The sequence below is a fragment of the Thalassovita mangrovi genome (assembly GCF_009857745.1).
Lineage (GTDB): Bacteria > Pseudomonadota > Alphaproteobacteria > Rhodobacterales > Rhodobacteraceae > Thalassobius > Thalassobius mangrovi.
Window position 1 is genome coordinate 532,970 of record NZ_WWEN01000003.1, and the last position, 20,597, is coordinate 553,566.

Annotated in this window: 17 protein-coding genes; 10 read left to right on the forward strand and 7 right to left on the reverse strand. The window is 64.2% G+C overall.

From position 1 onward, the window contains the following. Window positions 1-14 precede the first annotated feature (14 nt). Window positions 15-1,196 carry an alpha-D-ribose 1-methylphosphonate 5-triphosphate diphosphatase gene (locus tag GR167_RS09130; RefSeq protein WP_160973158.1) on the forward strand — a complete coding sequence of 394 codons (1,182 nt, stop codon included), beginning with the start codon at window positions 15-17 and terminating at the stop codon, window positions 1,194-1,196. Between the two features lie 212 nt (window positions 1,197-1,408). On the opposite strand, the gene GR167_RS09135 is transcribed toward GR167_RS09130, so the two are convergent. The 5 genes from GR167_RS09135 to phnC form a co-directional block, all read right to left on the reverse strand. Continuing rightward, window positions 1,409-2,023 (reverse strand): LbetaH domain-containing protein, encoded by a 615-nt coding sequence (locus GR167_RS09135; protein ID WP_160973159.1) that lies wholly within the window; start codon window positions 2,021-2,023, stop codon window positions 1,409-1,411. A gap of 51 nt (window positions 2,024-2,074) precedes the next feature. Next, window positions 2,075-3,364: a phosphonate ABC transporter, permease protein PhnE gene (phnE, locus tag GR167_RS09140; RefSeq protein ID WP_160973396.1), complete on the reverse strand. Its 1,290-nt coding sequence runs from the start codon at window positions 3,362-3,364 to the stop codon at window positions 2,075-2,077. Between the two features lie 2 nt (window positions 3,365-3,366). Continuing rightward, window positions 3,367-4,245: a phosphonate ABC transporter, permease protein PhnE gene (gene phnE, locus GR167_RS09145; RefSeq protein WP_160973160.1), complete on the reverse strand. Its 879-nt coding sequence runs from the start codon at window positions 4,243-4,245 to the stop codon at window positions 3,367-3,369. 61 nt (window positions 4,246-4,306) lie between these two features. Next, window positions 4,307-5,209: a phosphonate ABC transporter substrate-binding protein gene (phnD, locus tag GR167_RS09150; RefSeq protein WP_160973161.1), complete on the reverse strand. Its 903-nt coding sequence runs from the start codon at window positions 5,207-5,209 to the stop codon at window positions 4,307-4,309. 60 nt (window positions 5,210-5,269) lie between these two features. Further along, complete coding sequence (phnC, locus tag GR167_RS09155; protein WP_160973162.1) at window positions 5,270-6,070, reverse strand: phosphonate ABC transporter ATP-binding protein; 801 nt, start codon at window positions 6,068-6,070, stop codon at window positions 5,270-5,272. Between the two features lie 257 nt (window positions 6,071-6,327). On the opposite strand from phnC, the gene GR167_RS09160 reads away from it, so the two are divergent. The 3 genes from GR167_RS09160 to GR167_RS09170 are packed head-to-tail and all read left to right on the forward strand — an operon-like array spanning window position 6,328 to window position 10,653. Further along, on the forward strand, window positions 6,328-8,319 hold the full coding sequence (locus tag GR167_RS09160; RefSeq protein ID WP_160973163.1) for an acyltransferase family protein: 1,992 nt from the start codon (window positions 6,328-6,330) through the stop codon (window positions 8,317-8,319). Beyond that, the gene (locus tag GR167_RS09165; RefSeq protein WP_160973164.1) at window positions 8,316-9,896 is read left to right on the forward strand and encodes a GMC oxidoreductase; all 1,581 of its coding nucleotides are present in this window, start codon (window positions 8,316-8,318) and stop codon (window positions 9,894-9,896) included. Before GR167_RS09160 ends, GR167_RS09165 begins: the two co-directional genes overlap by 4 nt. Next, entirely contained in the window at window positions 9,883-10,653 is a 771-nt protein-coding gene (locus GR167_RS09170) for an SDR family NAD(P)-dependent oxidoreductase (RefSeq protein WP_160973165.1), read from the forward strand. The genes GR167_RS09165 and GR167_RS09170 overlap by 14 nt, the downstream gene beginning before the upstream one ends. On the opposite strand, the gene GR167_RS09175 is transcribed toward GR167_RS09170, so the two are convergent. Continuing rightward, on the reverse strand, window positions 10,648-11,400 hold the full coding sequence (locus GR167_RS09175) for a WecB/TagA/CpsF family glycosyltransferase (protein WP_160973166.1): 753 nt from the start codon (window positions 11,398-11,400) through the stop codon (window positions 10,648-10,650). The two genes, GR167_RS09170 and GR167_RS09175, sit on opposite strands and share 6 nt — an antisense overlap. Before the next feature lie 170 nt (window positions 11,401-11,570). Between GR167_RS09175 and GR167_RS09180 the strand changes: the two genes are divergently transcribed. The 6 genes from GR167_RS09180 to GR167_RS09205 all read left to right on the forward strand — a co-directional run bounded on the left by GR167_RS09180 (window position 11,571) and on the right by GR167_RS09205 (window position 19,044). Beyond that, a complete protein-coding gene (locus tag GR167_RS09180) occupies window positions 11,571-12,716 on the forward strand; it encodes a Gfo/Idh/MocA family protein (RefSeq protein ID WP_160973167.1) in 1,146 nt (381 codons plus the stop codon). Continuing rightward, entirely contained in the window at window positions 12,680-13,663 is a 984-nt protein-coding gene (locus tag GR167_RS09185) for an NAD-dependent epimerase/dehydratase family protein (protein WP_160973168.1), read from the forward strand. Before GR167_RS09180 ends, GR167_RS09185 begins: the two co-directional genes overlap by 37 nt. Further along, window positions 13,656-14,909: a glycosyltransferase gene (locus GR167_RS09190; RefSeq protein WP_160973169.1), complete on the forward strand. Its 1,254-nt coding sequence runs from the start codon at window positions 13,656-13,658 to the stop codon at window positions 14,907-14,909. Before GR167_RS09185 ends, GR167_RS09190 begins: the two co-directional genes overlap by 8 nt. Then, window positions 14,906-15,880, forward strand: coding sequence for a glycosyltransferase family 2 protein (locus GR167_RS09195; RefSeq protein ID WP_160973170.1), 975 nt, complete (start codon window positions 14,906-14,908; stop codon window positions 15,878-15,880). The genes GR167_RS09190 and GR167_RS09195 overlap by 4 nt, the downstream gene beginning before the upstream one ends. Before the next feature lie 8 nt (window positions 15,881-15,888). Further along, a complete protein-coding gene (locus GR167_RS09200; RefSeq protein ID WP_160973171.1) occupies window positions 15,889-17,982 on the forward strand; it encodes an NAD-dependent epimerase/dehydratase family protein in 2,094 nt (697 codons plus the stop codon). Window positions 17,983-18,093: 111 nt separating this feature from the next. Beyond that, window positions 18,094-19,044, forward strand: coding sequence for a CpsD/CapB family tyrosine-protein kinase (locus GR167_RS09205; protein WP_160973172.1), 951 nt, complete (start codon window positions 18,094-18,096; stop codon window positions 19,042-19,044). A gap of 6 nt (window positions 19,045-19,050) precedes the next feature. Here GR167_RS09205 and GR167_RS09210 read toward each other — a convergent pair whose 3' ends face one another. Then, window positions 19,051-20,268, reverse strand: coding sequence for a GumC family protein (locus tag GR167_RS09210; protein ID WP_160973173.1), 1,218 nt, complete (start codon window positions 20,266-20,268; stop codon window positions 19,051-19,053). Window positions 20,269-20,597: the final 329 nt, after the last annotated feature.

A 20,597-nucleotide genomic window follows, 5' to 3' on the forward strand; every position in this document is an offset into this window, starting at 1 on the left:
GACGGAGTAGGTTCATGTTGCAGATATTGCCCCCCTTGCGCCTGACCGGCGCTACGGTTCTGCGTGACGGGCAGATGCAGGATCGATCGGTGGTGATCGAAAACGGGCGCATTTCCAAGGGACCGCAGCCCGCCGTCGACCTGTCGGGATATTACATCCTGCCGGGGATCATCGATTTGCATGGCGACGCGTTCGAACGCCATATCGCCCCGCGCCCCACCGCGCCGTTCCCGATCGAAACCGGATTGCGCGCCACCGACCGCGAAGCGGCCGCCAACGGGGTGACCACCGCCTGGCTGGCGCAATGCTGGTCCTGGGAAGGCGGCATGCGCGGCCCGGATTTCGCCGAAGAGGTGATGCAGGCGCTGCAACGCTACAAATCGCAGGCGCTGATCGATCTGCGGCTGCAGCTGCGCTATGAAACCCACATGGTCGAAAGCGAAGACCGGCTGCTGTCGGCGATCCGCCGGCACGGGATCGATTACGTGGTGTTCAACAACCACCTGGACGAGGCGCTGGACGCGGCGGAAAGCGACCCTGCCAAGATCACCCATTGGGCATCGAAGAACGGGCGTACGTCCAAGGAACATATGGACATCGTGCACAAGGCGTCGGAACGCAAAGCCGAGGTGCCGCGCCACCTGTGCCACCTGGCCGAAGCCTTCGACACGTTGGGCATTACCTATGGGTCGCATGACGACAGCAGCGCCGAGGCGCGTGAACATTACGCGATGATCGGCGCGCGGATCTGCGAATTCCCCACCAAGCGGGCCCCGGCGGCTGCGGCTGCGGCGATGGGTGACCCGGTCCTGATGGGCGCGCCCAACGTGGTGCGCGGCGGGTCGCAATCGGGCAATATCCCGGCCGCGCAACTGGTGCGCGAAGGGCTGTGCGATGCCTTGGTGTCGGATTACTTCTATCCCGCGCTGTCGCAGGCGGCGTTCCGTCTGGTCGATATGGGGGTGCTGTCGCTGCCCAAGGCCTGGGCGCTGGTATCCGAAGGTCCGGCGCATATCCTGCGCTTGGCCGATCGCGGCGTCATCGATTACGGCAAGCGCGCCGACCTGGTGGTGATCCACAAACGCACCCGCGCGATCGAGGCGACGATCAGCGACGGGCGGCTGGCCTATCTTGCCGGCGAAGCCGCGCATCGTTTCCTGGCGCGGCCTGACTCGTTGCGGATGGCGGCCGAATAGGGTTTCGCGGTTCTGTTACCGAAACATCATCGGGCTGTCAGAATCACGGCCCATCTTGGCCGAGGAACGGAAAACCGGGCGTGGCGTCCCCCATCGCCCGGACCCGTGACGAAGGACCATGTGCAAGACCGGCCTCGGCCAGATTAACGATTGTCCCCCATTTACATGACCAAACAGCGGCCCCCACTGGGGGCCGCGATTTTGTGGCGGGGTTATTCGTATTTTTCCAGGAAGGCCTCGATATCGAGCTGGCGGAAATCCGTCAGCGCGTCGTGCAGCGCGCCATGCGACCAGTCCCACCAGGCCAGCGCCATCAGCCTCTCGGCAATGGCGGCGGGGAAGCGTTCGCGGATCGGCTGCGCCGGAATGCCCGCGACGATCATGTAGGGGGCGACATCCTTGGTCACCACTGCGCCCGAGGCGACGACGGCACCATGGCCGATGGTGACCTCGGGTTTCACCTGTGCGTTATGGCCGATCCAGGTGTCATGCCCGATCACCGCGCGGCGGCTGTGGCGATGGGCGAAGAATTCCGCGTCATGTTCGACGTCGTCCCAGTAATCGGCACTGCGATAGAGGAAATGATGCAGGCTGGCGCGATGCATCGGGTGATCGGTCGCGCCGATCCGCACGAAGCTGGCGATATTGGCGAATTTGCCGATCTCCGCATTGGCAATATCGGCATAGCGGTCGCAATAGGAATAATCGTCGATATGGCTGTGGCCGATGCGGCTGCCCTTGCCCACTTCGCAATAGCGCCCGAAGGTCACCTCGGTCAGCGACACGTCGTCATGGATCACCGGTTCGTCCGCGCGCAGTTTCGCCATGCGCCTGTCCTTTCGTTCTGTCATTGATCCCGCCCGGCGGCTGCCGGGGGATTATCCCTTGATCAGCTTGCGCCGAAGCAGCCCCGAGAACCAGTCCATCAGCATCACCATCAGGATGATCAGGACGATGTAATAGGACACTTCTTCCCAATCCTTCTGGGTGATGATCGCCTGGGTCAGCAGCAAACCGATGCCGCCGCCGGTGATCGCGCCGATGATGGTGGCCGAACGGGTGTTGGATTCGAGGAAATACAGGACCTGGCTCAGCAGCACCGGGGTGATCTGCGGGAGCACCCCGAACCGATAGCGTTGCAGCGGCTTGGCGCCGGTGGACTGGATGCCCTCGATCTGCTTGCCGTCGACGTTTTCCAGCGCTTCCGAGAACATCTTGCCGAAGCTGCCGGTATCGGTGATCAGGATCGCCAAGGCCCCGGTCAGCGGCCCGGGGCCGAAGGCGCGGGCCAGAACGATGGTCCAGATCAGCGCGTCGACGCCGCGGAAGAAATCGAACAGGCGGCGCGCGGCAAAGCGGATCGCCATCAAGGGCGCGAAGTTGCGCGCGGCGAGGAAGGCCAAGGGCAGCGCCACGATCGCCGCGCCCATGGTGCCGAGGAAGGCCATCAGGATGGTTTCAAAGATCGCCCAGGCCACATCGGCATGGCGCCACATCTTGTTGTTCCAGATATCCGAAAAGATCGCCCCGGCTTCGCCGCTAAAGGCACGGCTGATCAGTTCGCCCGCGCCCATGCCGTGATAGGGGCTGTCGAGGGTGAAGAAGAACAGTTCCCAGCCCAGGCTGTAGCGGAACACTTCCGACCGGTTGCGGGTGATGGTCAGGCGGCCGGCGTCGGTGGTGATCGCCAGCCGGTTCTTGGACGCGTTGATCCAGTCGGGAACATCGCCCTCGGGCAGGACGGCCTGCACGCCGCTGCGGCCCGGTTCGGAGGTGATCAACCCATAACCCGGAATGTCATAGCTGACGGTGGTTTCGCCGAAGGTCACGACATGGCCGTCGCCCAGGTCGATCACCGTGTCGTCGCCAAGCGTCACCCAGTCGGGGGCGGTGCCCGGAGCATAGGCGCCCTTGCGTTCGCCTTCGACCGCGATGGAAATATCGCCGCTGCGGTTGTCGCGGGTAACATGGGTCTTGTAGCTGTAGCTGTCGCGGATCAGCGTCTTGCCGTTATCCAGATCGGCCCGTTCGCTCAGCCCCGGCATGTCGAAGGCGAAGAAGATATAGGTCAGATAGGCAAGGATCAGGACGGGCAGGGCGAAGGCGGTCAGGCGCTTGCGCAGGAACAGGGCGTCGGCCTGGCCCTTCAGTTCGGCGGTGGCGGTCATGGTCATAGGGTGGCCTCCATATGCGCGCCATGGGTCAGGCGGTGGCGCAGGATGGATGAGATTTGGTCGACGAGGACGATCGCGCCGAACAGCAGAAGGAAGATCGCGGCGGCTTCGTCATATTGTCCCTTGCCCCAGGACATGGCGTTTTTCAGGTCGTACCCGATGCCGCCCGCGCCGACGAAGCCCAGGATGGCCGAGGCGCGGATGTTGATTTCGAACCGCAGCAGGGCATAGCTGAGATAGTTCGGCGACACCTGCGGCATCACCCCCAGCACCATCCGCTGCGCCCAGCTGGCGCCGACCGATTGCAGCCCCTCGACCGGTTTCAGCGAGGCGTTTTCGTTCACTTCCGAAAACAGCTTGCCGAGCGCGCCGCTGGTGTGGAAGGCGATGGCGATCATTGCCGGAACCGGCCCGCCGCCCAGCACGAAGATCAGCACCAGGGCGATGACGATTTCGGGGATCGCGCGCATGATATCCATCATGCGGCGGAACAGGGGGATCAAACGCGGCCAGCGCGCCAGCCCGTTGGTCGCCAGCAGCGACAGGAAGATCGCGACGATCGCGCCCAGCAGGGTCGAGGCCCCGGCGATATTGATCGTCTCGACCAGCGAGGGGAAGAATTTCACGAAATGCGCCGGCATCTCGGCCAGCTTGCCGCTGGCTTCGCCCAGCACCTCGGCGGGGAAATCGAACAGCTGGTGCAGCCCGTCCCAGAACCCGCCTGCGTTACGGTCGTCGGCGGTCACGAAGCCCGCGGCCATCAGGGCCACGAAGATCGCCAGCATGATGGCGTTATAGGCCCGCTTCTTGCGGGTCATGTCCATATAGCTGGATCGGACATCCTCGACGGGGGAATTGGCGGTCAGGTCTGACATGGGCACCTCGGGCAGAAAAACAGGCCCCGAATCCGGGGCCTGTTTAAAGAAGGTGAAGCGATTAGTTCGACTTCAGTTTACGAGCTTCGATGATCACTTCGTAAGCTTCGTGAGTGATCGGCATGAAGCCTTTGGCTTCGCCCGCTGCAACGCCGTAGAAGCATTCTTCGTCCATCGACTTCAGCGATGCCATCAGGCCGGTCATCTTCAGTTTCACGTCTTCCGGCAGCGCCTTGCGCAGAACGACGGGGCCTTCCGGGATCGGCTTCGACTGCCAGATTTTGACCAGGTCGTTCATGTCGACCAGGCCGGCGTCGACGGCTTTGCGCAGCGCGCCCGAGTTGTAGCCGTCTTCCCAGTTGCCCAGGCCGTCGGCCCAGGTCACGCCGCCGTCGAAGTCGCCGTTATAGACGCCGACGATGGTCTGTTCGTGGCCGCCGGAGAATTTCACTTCGCCGAAGTAATCGCCCGAGGTCATGCTGGCGCCGGTTGCCTGCGGGATTTCGATCGACGGGATCAGGAAGCCCGAGGTCGAGTTCGGATCGCCGAAGCCGAAGACCTTACCCTTCATGCCGGCCAGGTCGGTGATGCCGCTGTCCTTACGGGCGAAACCGATCGAGTAGTAGCCGTAGCCGCCGTCGTTGTTCACCTTCACCAGGATCGGCTCAACCGCTTCGGGGTCCGACAGGAAGGTCTTGGCGTAACCCGATGCGCCCAGCCATGCCATGTCGATGGTGCCGCCCAGCAGGCCCTGGATCACGCCGTTGTAATCGGCCGGGGCGAACAGCTTGGTTTCGACGCCCAGCAGCTCTTCGGTCTTGGCGCGCAGGCATTCGTTGTTGTTCATGCGGTCTTGGGCGTTTTCGCCGCCCAGGATGCCGATGCGGAATTCCTTGATGTCTTCAGCCATGGCCGGGGCGGTCAGGGCGGTGGTTGCCAGAACGGCGGCGATCAGTTTTTTCATCAGTCTCTCTCCGGTTTGATGAAACCCGCGGCCTCATCGCCGCGGGCGATGGTGTGGGCGTCAGGCCAGGGCGGCCTCGCGCTCCAGTGCGTCGAGGCTGGTGCTGGTCGCGGCCTCGCTGAAACTTGCGTCGGCGCCATAGATGTCGCGGGCGACGCCGGTGGTCAGTTGTTCGGGGGTGCCGTCAAACACGATGCGGCCCATGCGCATGCCGATCACCCGGTCGCAATAGCGTCGCGCGGTGTCCAGCGTGTGCAGGTTTGCGATGACCATGCGGCCGTCTTCGTCGTGGATACGGCGCAGGTCGTCCATCACGATCTGGGCGTTCATCGGGTCGAGCGACGCGATCGGTTCATCGGCCAGCACGATTTTCGGGTCCTGCATGATGGCGCGGGCGATGGCGACGCGCTGCTGCTGGCCGCCCGACAGCGCTTCGGCGCGCTTGGCGGCATGGGCGGCGATGCCGAGCCGGTCGAGGATGTCGATGGCCTTGTGGATGTCTTCGGACGGGTAGAGGTTGAACATGGTGGCCAGCGTCGAGCGCTTGTTCAGCGTGCCGTGCAGCACGTTCGACACCACGTCCATCCGCGGCACCAGGTTGAACTGCTGGAAGATCATCGCGCAATCGCGCTGCCAGCGGCGTTTGTCGGCGCCCTTCAGCCCGGTGATATCCCGACCTTCCACGGTGATCTTGCCGCTGGTGGCGGTTTCAAGCTGGTTCAGCATCCGCAGCATGGTGGATTTCCCGGCGCCGGACGCCCCGATCACGCCGATCATCATCGGACGGTCCACCGTGAAGCTGATATTGTCGACAGCGTTCACCGATCCGAAGGTCTTGGTCAGATTTTCGATTTTAAGCATATAGCGCCCCATCCATTCGGGGCCCGGCTTATGGCGGCAGAGAATCGTCAATTTGACAGTTTGATTAACGTTTTGTGACGGATCGGGGCCGTGTTCCTGCGTCGGAAGCCGGCGAAGATACAGAAAACGCGCGGAAATTTCCGATTCCGTTCGGAATTCTGACGCAATTGCCTGTATGATTTCCCGATAGCTACCCTGTCGGCAGGTTTAAAAATTAATCGGGCATTTGCGCCGCAACCGGAAACGAATAACACCCAATGGTTCCAAACGGATACAGGCCGGAAATCGATGGATTACGCGCCATCGCCGTTTTGGCGGTGGTATTTTACCATTTCGGCGTCCCGGGAATTGCCGGCGGGTTTGTCGGTGTCGACATCTTCTTCGTCATCTCCGGTTTCCTGATCGGCGGGCTTTTGTGGTCGGAACAGGACAGGACCGGGCGGATTTCGCTGCGCCATTTCTATCTGCGCCGATTCAAACGGCTGGCGCCCGCCTTCTTCGTCATGGCGCTGGTGGTGTCGGCTGTGTCCTGGAAAGTCCTGCTGCCATTCGAATTCCGCGAATTCGGCAAGAGCCTGATCGCCGCCACGGTTTACCTGTCCAACGTGCAGTTCTACCGCGAAGCGGGCTATTTCGACGCCGCTGCCGAGGAAAAGCCGCTGTTGCACACCTGGTCCCTGGCGGTGGAGGAACAGTTCTATCTGTTCCTGCCTTTGCTGATGCTGCTGGTGGGCATGATGGGGCGGCGGGGCTTGCGGGCGCTGCCGCTGCTGCTGCAGGGGATTTTCCTGCTGTCGCTGTTTTCCTGCGTGCTGCTGACGCTGAGCAATCACACCGCGACGTTTTTCTTGTTCCCGTTCCGGGCCTGGGAACTGTTGGCCGGGGTTCTGCTGGCGATCTGGGGATACCAGACGCGCAGCGATTGGACCCTGCACCCGGCGCTGTCCTATGCCGGGATGGTTTTGCTGATTGGCTCCGTCCTCTTCGTGCAATCGGGCCCGACCTTTCCCGGCGTCTGGGCCACGGTGCCGACGCTGGGCACGGTTCTGATCCTGCTCAACGGACGGCAGGACAACTGGATCAACCGCGCGCTGCGGTCCGGGCCGATGGTGTTTTTCGGGCTGATTTCCTACTCGCTCTACCTCTGGCACTGGCCGGTGGCGGTGTTTTCCAAATACGTGCTGGAAATCTTTAGCGGCCCGATGCTGGAGGCGGGTCTGATCGCGCTGTCGATCCTGCTGGCGATGTTGTCATGGCGGTTTGTCGAACGGCCCACCCGCCATGCCCGCTGGCTTGGCCTGCCGGCGACCTTGGCGGGCGTCGGCGGGGTGTCGGTGCTGACCCTTGCCATCGGCGCCGCCGCATTCCTGCGCGACGGCTTCCCCGACCGGTTCCCGGCCGATATCCGCGCCCATATCGATGCCTCGGGCGATTTCCTGCAGGACTGGAGCCGCTGCGAGACCGCCGAAAGCGGCCCGCTGGCCGGGGTGGAAACCTGCGCCATCGGCCCCGAAGGCGCGCCGGAGGTTCTGTTCTGGGGCGACAGTCACCTGCGCGCGCTGATGGACGGGATCGGCGCGCAGGCGATGCAAAGCGGCACGCCGGGGATGATCATCTGGCATGCGGGATGCCCGCCGGTGTTCGCTGTGCAGAAACGCGAAAGCTATGCCACCCCGGCGATGGATGCCGAATGCAGCGCCGATAACGACCGTATCCGCCGGGCGCTGCCGGGGCTGGGCGTGCGCGACGTGGTGCTGATCGGGCGCTGGAGCTATTACGCCGAAGGCGTGGGAGTGGGCCGCGATGTGCCCAACAAGATCACGCTGCTGCCCGAGGGACAGCCGCAACCCGGGATATTGCGCGACCTGTTGCAGCAAACGGTGCATGAAATCGGGGCCTATGCGCAGGTTCATATCCTGCGGCAAATTCCCGAAATCGAGCGGTACGATTCCCGGCGCACCGCGCGGCGGTTGGCGCATGGGCTCGGTCAGGACGTGAAAGAGACCTATTCGATCCCGCTGAGCGAGGTCGCCGAGCGGCAGGCAAGCTCGGACCCGATGCTGCGGGACATCGCAAGGGCGGAAAACGCCACGCTTCTCGATCCACGCCCCTATCTGTGCGACGCAGAGAACTGTTCGATCTGGTCGGGGGGCAAGGTGGTCTATTTCGACAACAACCACCTGACCAACGCGGGGGCAGCCCTGGTCGCACCGCTGTTCGGGCCGGTTTTGACAGGGGGGGCGGAATGACACTGGACGACGCCCTTGGCCGCGATTGGGACGTGATCGTCATCGGCACCGGGATCGGTGGCGGGGTGGCTGGGCGGCGTCTGGCCGAACATGGGCTGAACGTGCTGTTCCTGGAACAGGGGCCGGCGGGATACCGGGCGGAACAGACCGCGCTGAACCCCGACATGTTCGACCCGGTCGCGCGACGGGTTCGCGGGGCCTGGCCGACACCGATGCAGGCGCGGATCGACGGGCGCGACAGTGTCTTCTTCGGCCCGATCGGCGGCGGGGTGGGCGGATCGTCGGTGTTTTACGCGGCGACCCTGGAACGGCCTGCGCCGCATGATCTGGACGACAGCGCGGAGAAACCGCACCCGACCGGCGGCTGGCCGGTCGGTTTCGCGCAGATGGCAGGGTATTTCGATCAGGCCGAGGACATGTTTCATGTCGCGGGCGATCCCGATCCGCTGGCCGTCGTGCCCAGCAGGAATTTGTGCGATCCCGCCCCGATGTCGGCGGCCGACGATGCGCTGAAAGCGCGGTTGAGCGCGAACGGGCTGCATCCCTATCAGCTCCACGCGGCGCTGCGCCGGGTCGAGGGCTGCAAGAACTGCCTCGGCTTCAAATGCCCGAAACGGTGCAAGATGGATGGCCGCTCGGCCGGGGTGGAACCGGCGCTGGAAACCGGTCGTGCCATGGTGCTGGATCGTTGCGCGGTGCGGCGGCTGATTGCTGACGGTGGCCGCGTGGCGGGGGTGCAGGCGGAACGGGACGGGCAGGCGGTGACGCTCAGGGCGCCCGTGGTGGTGCTTGCCGCCGGGGCCTTCGGATCGCCGCGCCTGCTGCTGGCATCGCACCCGGGCGGGCTGGCCAATGGCAGCGGCATGGTGGGGCGCAACCTGATGTTCCATCTCAACGAAATGATCGCGGTCTGGCCGGGCAAGGCGGTTGCCGCCGGGGGATCGGGCAAGGCGCTGGGGTTCCGCGACCTCTACCACGTCGAAGGCGACCGGTTGGGCATGGTGCAGGCGATGGGGATCGAGGTCAGCTATGGCGAGATCGTGCATTACTTCAACCAGTTGCTGGACCGCTCCGTCCTGCGCCGGATCAAACCGCTGAAACAACTGACGCGCATTCCGGCGCTGATCGCGGCGAAACTGTTCGGCACCGCGCAGGTCTTCGTCGGGTTGATGGAGGATTTGCCCTATCCGGAAAACCGCGTGGTGCTGGACCCCGACGATGCGGATGCGATCCGCTTCGAATATGCGATTTCCGGCGAAATGCGGGTGCGGCGGCGCAAATTCCGCCGCTTGATCCGCACCGCGTTTACGGGGCAGCGGCGCATGTTCCTGGGTTTCCAGCCCGAGTTGAATTTCGGTCATCCCTGCGGCACGCTGCGGTTCGGGAATGACCCGCAGACCAACGTTCTGAACGCCGATTGCCGGGCGCATGAGCTGGACAACCTCTATGTCACCGACGCTTCGGTCTTCCCGACCTCGATGGGCGTCAATCCCAGCCTGACGATCGCCGCCAACGCCCTGCGGGTGGCCGACCGCATCGCCGATCAGTTCGAAAGGAAAGCCGATGGCGCGCAATGATCACAGACTGACCGGGGGCGTTGCCGTCGTGACCGGGGCCGGGGCCGGGCTGGGCCGGGCGCTGGCCGTGGAACTGGCGCATCGCGGCGTGCGGGTGGCCGGGATCGGACGCGGCGAGGCGGGATTGCAAGAGACCGCCGAGCTTGTCGGGGGCTCCTTCACCCCGGTGCTGGCGGACGTGTCGGATGCCGCCGCCGTCGATGCGGCCTTCGACAAGATCGCGCGCGATCTGGGCGATCCGGTGCTGCTGATCAACAACGCTGCCGTCTATCCGCGCCGCGACCTGCTCGACGAAACGACGGACAGTTTCATGGCGACCGTGTCGGTCAACTTGGGCGGCGTGGTGGCTTGCACCCAGGCGGCGCTGCGCGGCATGGTGCAGACCGGGTTCGGGCGCATCGTGAACGTGTCAACCTTCGCCGATCTGCACCCCTTGCCCGCCAGCGCGGCTTATTCCGTATCCAAGGGCGCGGCGCGGATTTTCACCCGCGCGGCGGTGGCCGATCTGGGAGACCGCTTTCCCGATATCGTCATCAACGACTGGATGCCCGGGATGCTGGCCACCAAGATGGGTATTCCCGATGGTCTGCCCCCCGAACAGGCGGCGAAATGGGGGGCGGATATGGCGCTGTGGCACGACCCTGCCCTGACCGGATCGGTGTTCGAGATGGATCGTGAAATCCCGCCCGCGCGCGGGCTGAAGGGGCGGATCAAGGATGCGCTGCTGATGCGCCGGGTGGCGGGGCGGCGGCTATGACTGCCTGCGCGTCAGCGACCGGATGACATGACCCGGCAGGATGGCGAAATTGCGGGCGTAGCGCCCGGCCAGGCGCTTCGGGCTGGACAGCAGCCGCCACAGCCATTCCAGCGCCAGTGCCCGCACCCATCGCGGCGCGCGCACTTGCGACCCGGCCAGGAAATCCAGCCCCGCCCCGACCGAGGCGAAACCGATGCCTGGCGCGACCTCCCGCCCCAGGGAGGCGAAGATTTCCTGTTTCGGCGCGCCGAGCGCCAGGAAACAGAATCGAGCCCCCGAGGCGGCGACCTGTTCAAGGATCGCCCGGGCTTCCTCGCCCGCCGGATCGAAGCCGAAGGGCGGCGCGATGCAACAGGGAATTTCCAGCCCCGGCGCTTCGCGCCGCAACACCTCGGCCGCCTTTTCAAGGTTGTCCTGGGTACTGCCAACCAGTGCCATCGGCACGCCCTGTTCGGCGCAGAGCCGGGCCAATGGCAGAACCAGGTCAGACCCGGGCATCAGGTCGACCGGCCGGCCCGCCAGTTTCGACATCCAGACGATGGGATTTCCGTCGGCCACCACCAGATCCTGCGCGGCATAGGCGGCGCGGAAGGCGCTGTCGCGGCGCAGCTTGTCGAGGTGATCCATGTTCAGCGTGGCAAGGGCAAATCCCTGTCTGGCCGCGAAGCGATCCGTCACCGCCCGTTCCAACCTGGCCCGGTCGGCGATGTTTATGCCGATTTCATAGCTGCCGACCCAGAATTTCATGCCAAATTCCTAAAAAATACCCGGAACTGCCCGAAGGGCTTAGTGAAAGGGCTAACAGGCAAATTCGCTTTTGCACAGGCGGCATTTCCCCGGCAAGGCTATAAGCGGGACAAATTCTTGACACGTTCCTATGATGGAACGGGCGGCATAATGACAGGCATTTGAGCACGATGAGCAGCACCAAAACACACGGCCCGGCGGTGGCATTGATCGGCTGCGGTTTCGTCGCCGACCTTTACATGCGCTCGTTGCAAAGCGTGCCGCAGGTGCGGGTCGTGGGCGCCTTCGACATCGATGCGGGCCGGGCAGGGGCGTTTTGCACCCATTGGGGCGTGCCGCACTGCGCCGCGCTGGACGATCTGTTTGCGGCGTTGCCGCTTGATGGCGTGGTGCTGAACCTGACCAATCCCGGCGCGCATTTCGAGGTGAACAAGGCCTGCCTTGAGGCCGGGTTCCACACCTATTCGGAAAAGCCGCTGGCGATGGATATGGAACAGGCCCGGGCGCTGCACGGTCTGGCGGCGCAGAAGGGGCTGATGCTGGCATCCGCCCCTTGCAGCGTGCTGGGCGAGGCGGCCCAGACCCTGGCCCATGCGGTGCGCCACGGCGTCGCCGGTGCGCCCCGCGTGATCTATGCCGAGTTGGACGACGGATTCATTTCGCAGGCCCCGGTCGAGGATTGGAAAAGCGAAAGCGGCGCGCCCTGGCCCTACGAGGATGAATTCCGCACCGGCTGCACCCTGGAACATGCGGGCTATTACCTCAGCTGGCTGATCGCGATGTTCGGCACGGTGCGCCGGGTGGTGGCGGCCTCGGGGGAAACCATCCCGGACAAGAAGGGCATCACCGATGCCGCGCCGGATTTTTCCGTCGCCACGCTGTTTTTCGAAACCGGGCCGATGGTGCGGCTGACCTGTTCCATCGTCGCGCCGCATGATCACCGCATCCGGGTGATCGGCGACAAGGGCGTGCTGCAGGTGAAACAGGCCTGGGCCAACGGCGCGCCGGTGAAGTTCCACAAACGGTTCCGCATCCGCCGCAGGCTGATCGACAGCCCCTGGGGCAAGCGCGTGTCGCTGCCGGGGCCGACCCATCCGATGGTCGGCCGCTGGGGCGCGGCGTCGATGAATTTCGCGCTTGGGCCGGTCGAGATGCTGGAAGCCATCGCCGAAAACCGCCCCTGCCGGTTGTCCGCCGATTTCGCGCTGCATCTGAACGAGGTGACTTTGGCGATCCAGAACGCGGGCGATCACGCCGGGGTGCAGGACATGACCACAAGATGCGACCCGATGGAGCCGATGCCATGGGCGGTCTGAACCTGCTGATCACCGGCGCGTCCGGATATCTGGGGAAACATACGGTAGCGTATTCTGTGGCGGCCGGTCACCGGGTGACGGCGGTCCTGCGCGACCGCACCGCATTGTTGCAGGGCTGGCCGGACCAGGTTCATGTGATCGCAAGCGACCTGAACGATCTGAAGGTTCTGCCGCACGATATCGACGTTGTGATCCATCTCGCGGCCTCGCTGGAAGGCGATGATGCTGCGCAGCAAAGCGATACGGTCGATGCGACCAAATCGCTGCTGTCCGCCTGTCTGTCGCTGCAGAAACCGCCCGCCTTCGTGCTGGCCAGTTCGATGTCGGTCTATTCCGGCATGAAGGTGAATGCAGGCGATGTGATCGACGAAAACAGCCCGCTGGACGACCGGGCGGACCTGCGCGACGCCTATTGCCGGGGCAAGATCGCGCAGGAAATGCTGTGCGCCACGGTGGCGGCCGATGCCGGTTTGCCGCTGCAGATCTTGCGGATCGGGGCGCTTTACGGCCCGGGGCGGGTGTGGAATGCGCATATCGGCGTCGGGCTGGGGCCGCTGCTGATCCAGGTGGGCAAGGACGGGGAAATCCCGCTGTCCCATGTGCGCCACGCGGCGCAGGCTTTGGTTTTGGCCGCCGAACAGGCGGGGCAGGGCCGGTCCGGCGTGGTGAACGTGGTGGATGACGACCTGCCCGACCGCAAACGCTTCGTCAAAGCGCTGAAATGGCGCGGCTGGCCGAAAGTAACCGTACCCTTGCGTATGGTTGAGCGCGCCGCGCGCCTGTCTGCCGCCTGGCAGGGGCGCCCCGGCTTGCTGCGGATGCCGGTTTTGCGGGCGCGTCTGCTGCCGCTGCGCTATGACAATGGACGGCTGCACGATCTGGGCTGGCAGTCCGAGGGGCGGTTCGAGGATCTGATGAAACAGGCGCGGGAGGGCGGCGATGACTGATCCCATCCGCATCGCCTATCTGACCGGCGAATACCCCCGCGCCACCGACACGTTCATCCAGCGCGAAGTGGCCGAGCTGCGCAAACAGGGGTTCGAGGTCGAAACCACTTCGATCCGCCGCACCGGAGCGGAACACCTGGTCGGCCCGGAACAGAAGGAAGAGGCCGCGCGCACCTTCTACGTGCTGCGCGCCGCGGCGAACCCCTTGATCAGCCTGCGCGCCCATCTGCGCGCGCTGCGCAATCCGGGCGCCTATTTCCGGGCGCTGCGGCTGGCATGGCAAACCTCGCCCGGGGGCATCCGCGCGACGTTGTACCAGCTGTTTTACTTCGCCGAAGCGGTGGTTCTGGCGGCGTATCTGCAGGACAGGGGCGTGCGGCACCTGCACAACCATATCGCCAAGGCCAGCTGCACCGTGGCGATGCTGTGCCATGAAATCAGCGGCATTCCCTACAGTTTCACGCTGCACGGGCCGGATATCTTCTTCGAACCCATACGCTGGCGTTTGGACGAAAAGATCGCGCGGGCCGCTTTCACCGCCTGCATCAGCGATTTCTGCCGCTCGCAGGGGATGGCCTTCGCTCATCGCGACCATTGGGACCGGATGCATATCGTGCATTGCGGGGTTGAACCGGGGCGCTATGCCGGGGCCGGGGATCGGGCGGGCAACCGCCTGCTATTCGTCGGGCGGCTGGCGGCGGTGAAGGGGCTGCCGGTGTTGTTCGAAGCGCTGAAAGCGGTGATCGCGCAGCGTCCCGATACGCACCTGACGCTGATCGGCGACGGACCGGACCGGGCGATGCTGGAAACTGAGGCGCGGGCAATGGGCCTGTCGGATCACGTCACCTTCGCCGGTTACAAATCGCAATCCGAGGTCGCCGGGATGTTGCAACAGGTCGATGCGCTGGTCCTGCCGAGCTTCGCCGAGGGCGTGCCTGTGGTGCTGATGGAGGCGATGGCGGCCGGCCTGCCGGTGGTGGCGACGCAAATCGCGGGCATCCCGGAACTGGTGCAGCAGGGCGAAAGCGGCATCCTGGTGCCGCCGGGCGATGAGACGGCGCTGGAGGCGGCGATTTTGCGGGTGTTGTCCGATCCGGCGAAGGCCGCCGACATGGGTGCACTGGGCCGGGCCAAGGTCGCGCGGGATTTCAATATCGAGAGCGAAGCGGGCTGGCTGGGTCAATTGATCCGTTCCTATCTGGATGGCGCGCCGCCAACGGTAAAACGGCCGGAGGGCGGGGCATGACGGGCACTGTCGCGGCGGTTGCGATTGGCCGGAACGAGGGCGAACGGCTGATCCGTTGCCTGACCACGCTGTGCGAACAATTGGACCGCGTCGTCTATGTCGACAGCGGATCGACGGACGGATCGGTGCAGGCCGCACGCGAACTGGGGGTCGAGGTGGTGGAGCTGGATACCTCCATCCCCTTCACCGCGGCGCGGGCGCGCAATGCGGGGTTTGAGGCGCTGAAGAAAAGCGGCCTGCCGGATTTCGTGCAATTCGTCGATGGTGATTGCGGCGTCGAACCGGGTTGGATCGCCGCCGCCCTGGCCGAATTCGGCAATCAGGAAGGCCTGGGCATCGTCACCGGCTGGCGGTCGGAAATCCACCCCGAGGCCAGCATCTATAACGCTCTGACCGATTTCGAATGGCACCGCCCGGCGGGCGACATCGCGGCCTGCGGCGGCGACATGATGGTGCGCAGCGATGCGTTCGACGCTCTGGGCGGGTTCAACCCGTCCGTCATCGCCGCGGAGGATGACGAATTCTGCACCCGCATGCGCAAGGCGGGGCACCGCATTTTCCGCCTGCCGCTGCCGATGACCCGGCACGACGCGGCGATGACGCGGTTTTCGCAATGGTGGCAGCGCGCTGTGCGCAGCGGCCATGGCTTTGCCCAGGTCGGCGATCTGCATCCCGATTACTTCGTGACCGAACGCCGCCGGGTGATCGTTTTCGGCGCGATCCTGCCCGCCATTGCGCTGGTCGCCCTGATCGCTTGCCTGCCCGTCCTGCTGATCGCGGTGCTGGCGCTTTACGCGCTGTCCTATTTTCGCACCGTGCAGGGGCTGCGGCGCGAAGGGCTGGGGCTCAACATGGCGCTGCGCCAGTCGGTGTTCCTGAGCCTGTCCAAATTTCCCAATATGATCGGCATGATCCGCTATCGCCTGCGCAAGCTGCGCGGCAGCGCCATGAGCATTATCGAGTATAAGTGAGGCCGCCTGTGACCCATTCCCCGATCCGAGTAGGCATCATCGGTGCCGGTTATATCGCCAGCTGGCACGCCGACGCCTTGCGCGCGGTGAAGGATGCCGAGCTGGCTTGTATCTGTGACGTCTCGAAGGATGCGGCGCAGGGATTGGGTGATGCCTACGGCGTGCCGGCCTTCGGGTCGGTGGAGGAAATGATCGCGGCCAAAACCTGCGACGCGGTGCATATCCTGACGCCGCCGGATTTCCACAAGGACATTGCGCTGCAATGCCTTGAGGCCGGGCTGCATTGCCTTGTCGAGAAACCTGTCGCCACGTCTGCCGCCGACACGGCGGAGATGGTCGCGGCGGCGGAAAGGAACGGCGTGCGCTTTGCCGCCGGGCATAACTTCCTCGGCCTGCCCGCCTATCGCCGTCTGAAGGCGGCGAAGGAAGCGGGCCGGATCGGCCGGGTGTCGGCGGTGGAAATCAACTGGTGCTTTCCCCTCGCTCCGCTGCGGTCGGGGCCCTATGGCATCTGGCTGCTGCGCGAGGCGAAGAACCTTTTGCTGGAACTGGGGCCGCATCCGTTTTCCTTTGCGGTCGACCTGTTCGGACCGCTGGAGATTTGCCATCTGGAATTGGGCCAGCCGATCACCCTGCCGGGCGGGGCGGTGCGGCATCAGTCGTGGCGGGTGATCGCCCGGGCGGGGGACGTGGACGTGACGATCAACCTGTCGCTGGTCGAAACCCATGACGACCGGTCGGTCACCCTGCGCGGGTCTTCGGGTGTGGCGCGGATGGATTACGCCGCCGACACGTTGGTGATTTCGCAGGACAACGCCGCCGACCTGGTGCTGAACCCGTTCCTGAAACAGATGAACCTGGCCGGGCAGCACCTGCGCGAAGGATTCGTGAATGCCGGGCGGCAGCTGGTGTCGCTGAACCAGAAATCACCCTATGGGCTGAGCTTCCGTGGCACGGTCGGGGCGGTCTATGCCGCGTTGCGCGAAGGCGCGGCGGAAGACCCCCGTTACAGCGGGGTGTCGGCGCTGCAGGTGATGCAGGCCATCGACGACACGCTGGCCCTGATGCCCGCCCCTGTGGAGGCTGTGCCGGCCAAGGGCAAACCCAATCCCACCGTCATGGTGATCGGCGGCACCGGGTTCATCGGACGCAACCTGACCCGGGCTCTGGTGGCGAAGGGATACGACGTGCGGGTGCTGAGCCGGGGCCGCCACGGCCCCTTCGCCGATATCGCCGATCACGTGGAAACCGTGTCGGTGTCTTTGAAGGACGACGAAGGGCTGCGCGCGGCGATGCAGGGGATCGACGCGGTGTTCAACCTCGCCAAGTCAATGGACAAGACCTGGGACGCGGCGCTGGAAAACGATGTGGGTGTCGCCGTCCGGGTGGCCGAGGCGGCGATGGACGTAGGCGTCAAACGGCTGATCTATACCGGCACGATCGCGTCTTACGACATGTCCGACCCGGGTGTGACGATCACCGAGTATACCGATTTCGGCGATATGAGCGAACGCAACCTCTATGCCCGGTCAAAGGCGGAATGCGAAACGCGGCTGATGCGGATGCACGCGGAAAAGGGCCTGCCGGTGGTGATCGCCCGGCCCGGCATCGTGATCGGCGCAGGCGGGCCGCTGCAGCATTGGGGCATCGGACGCTGGCACGGCGCGGGCGCGGTGCGGATCTGGGGGAACGGCAAACACATCCTGCCCTTCGTCCTGGCCGATGACGTGTCGGACGCATTGATCTCGATGATGGAACAGGATGCGGCGGTGGGCGAAAGCTTCAACCTGATCGGCGATCCGGTCTGGTCGGCGCGCGGCTATTTCGACGCGATCCAGCAAAAGATGGGCGCGCGGATCAAGGTGCGGCCCGGCAACCTGACCGCGTTCTGGATCGCGGATGCGGTGAAATATGCGCTGAAAACAAAGGTGCTGCGCCGCAAGGGCGTGGTGCGCCCGTCGCTGAGCGACTGGAAGTCGCGGGCGCATTTTTCGCCTTTCGACAACAGCCACCCCAAGCAGCTGCTGGGCTGGCAGCCCGAAACCGATCCGGATCGGTTCGCCGAGCGTGGTATCGTTCAAGCCAACCTGTTCGGGCTTTAGCCCCGCGATTGGCTTAATTTTGCCAATTTCTTGGGGTTTGGTGGACCCAAGCAAAAGTGTGATTCATCGAATTACCGATAAGACCCTCCCGTAAAAACGGGGAAAGGCCAGATGGTAGAGCAGTCGAGAAAATTCCGCCGCAAGCAGCGGCCGCAGCAAGACGAAGCGCGGGGATTCCCGCGCCCGCCGCGCCCGCCGCGCCTGTCCGAGGCCGAGGTCGAGGCCGAGGAAAAAGCGCTGCGCGAAGCGTTTGCCTGGATCGACCTGGAAGAGGAACCGGATCAGGAGATCGAGGAAGACCTTCTGGACGCGGATTTCGGGCCGCTGGTGTCGGCGCCGGATATCTGGGCCGACCTGCCGACCATCCCGGTGGATTCGGCGGTGCTGGATCGCAACCTGATCATCGCGGCCCGGCGCAAGGAACCGGCGCATGCGGCCTTTGACGTGCTGCGGGCGCGGCTGATGCAGGCGCTGGCGGAAAACGGCTGGAAACGGGTCGCGATCACCTCGCCCACGCGCGATTGCGGCAAGACCTTCGTGACGCTGAACCTCGCCGTGGCCCTGTCGCGCTATGAAAACTGCCGCACCGTGCTGATGGATCTGGACATGCGCAACCCCAGCGTCGCCAAGACCTTGGGCCAGCAGCATGTCGGCAGCATCGGCGATTACCTGCGCGGGCTGTCGCCGCTGCGGGACCATTTCTTCAAATTTGGCGAAAACAACCTGAATATCGGGTCGAACCTGGCCATCGCGCTGAACGACCGGGTGGAACAGTATTCGTCGGAATTGCTGCAGGAACCCACCACGGCCGATAGCATCGCGTTGATGGAGGAAACCCTGAAACCCAATGTCGTGCTTCTCGATCTGCCGCCCGCTTTGGCGCATGACGACGTGATCGCGTTCCGCGACAATTTCGATGGGGTTCTGGTGGTGATCGACGGCACCAAGACTCAGGCGTCGCAGGTGCGCGAAGTGATGTGGCAGTTGGGCGAGGATTGCCCGCTTCTGGGCGTGGTCCTGAACAAGGCCGAAGACGCCACCGGCGAAGAATACGGATACTGATCCCGATCAGGCCGCGCGCAGGCCCAGTTTCTCGCGCCAACCGTTTCGCGGTTTGCGCAGCACCGGCAGGATAACCACCGGGCGCAGCCCCAGTTCCTGTTCGACCCGTTCGCTGGTGCGCATGACCGGGCTGAACCATTCGAACACGAATCCCAGCCCAAGCCCCGCCAGCAGCGATGCGATGGTGCCGGCCAGGACCAGCTTTTTCTTGCCCGAAGACACCGGGTATTCCGGCACCAACGCGGTTTCCAGCACCTCGAACCGTTCGAACTGGTTCTGGCTTTCCAGCTGTTGCGCCATGGCCGCTTCGGTGCGGCGCGTTGTGATGGCGCCGTATTGTTCCTGCAACTGGTCCAGCCCGCGTTGCATCACGTTGTAAAGCCGTTCGACCTCGGGGGCGGCGGCCAGCGCCTTGTCGACCTCGGCGATGCGGGTTTCCACCAAGGACAACTGCTGGGCCAGGAATTCGGACTGATGCTTGCGTTCATCGGCCCGCAGCCGGGTGCTGTTGGTTTCGATTTCGACGACACGGGTTTCGATTTCCAGCTGCGATTCCTGCAGCCGGGCCAGTTGATCGTATTGCGCTTCGATATTGTCGGGCAGCGAGGCCGCGTTGCGTTCCTTGAACCGGGCGAATTCCAGCGCCAGCGCTTCGATTTCGGCGCTCAGCCGGGCCTCTTCCGCCTCGAGAAAGGCCAGGGTCTGGGAGGCGCGGATTTCGCTGCGCTGCTTGCCTTCGGCCAGGACCTGAGCGAGCAGTTCATTGGCGATATCGGCGGCTTTGCGGGCATCGTTCAGCCGGACGGTGATCGACAGGCCCGAGGGCTGCACATTCGGTCGCCAGGCCTGCGCCGGATCGATCAGTTCGGTGATCTGAATGGCGTCCCGCAGCAGTCCGACCCGGATCGAATCCGACGGTGCGTCGCCACCGTTATACAGGTCGAATTTTTCGATCATCGCCAGGATGCTGTCGCGCGACATCAGTTTCTGCTCGATCAGCTTCAACCGGTTGCCGCTGGTCGTGGTGACGGTCCCGCCGCTGGCCAGGTTGGTGGTGATCTTGGGCGTTTCGATCTGGATGACCGCGGTCGCCTCGTAAACGTCGGGCCGTTGAATCGCGAACAGAAGCGACAGAAGGGTCCCGCAAATGAACACTACGGAAATCAGAAGCGCGCGCCGTTTCAGCGCCCGTTTCAGACCGGAGAGAGAGAGAAGGCTATTCATTGCGGAAACCATAAAGCAGCGAGAGAGAAAACGAACGATTGGAGTCGGAAAAGTGCCTTGATTGCGCCACAAATTACCATTTTCGCCATATTTTTTCCAATTTTTACGCCACATTTCGCGGAAACAAACTATTTCGAAATCCGGGTTTTCCGCCACATTTCCGCCTTATTTTCAGGGGGTTGGTGCGGTTTTCGCGGGCTATTTCCGGTGGTTGCGGCGATTTAGGCCTCAATCTCGCCCTGTCGGGCAGGATTGTTGGCAATACGAGCACAAAGGGGCGGGGACGGTTTCGGCCGGGGTCGGCGGGAATCGCAGGGGGAGCCGCCAAA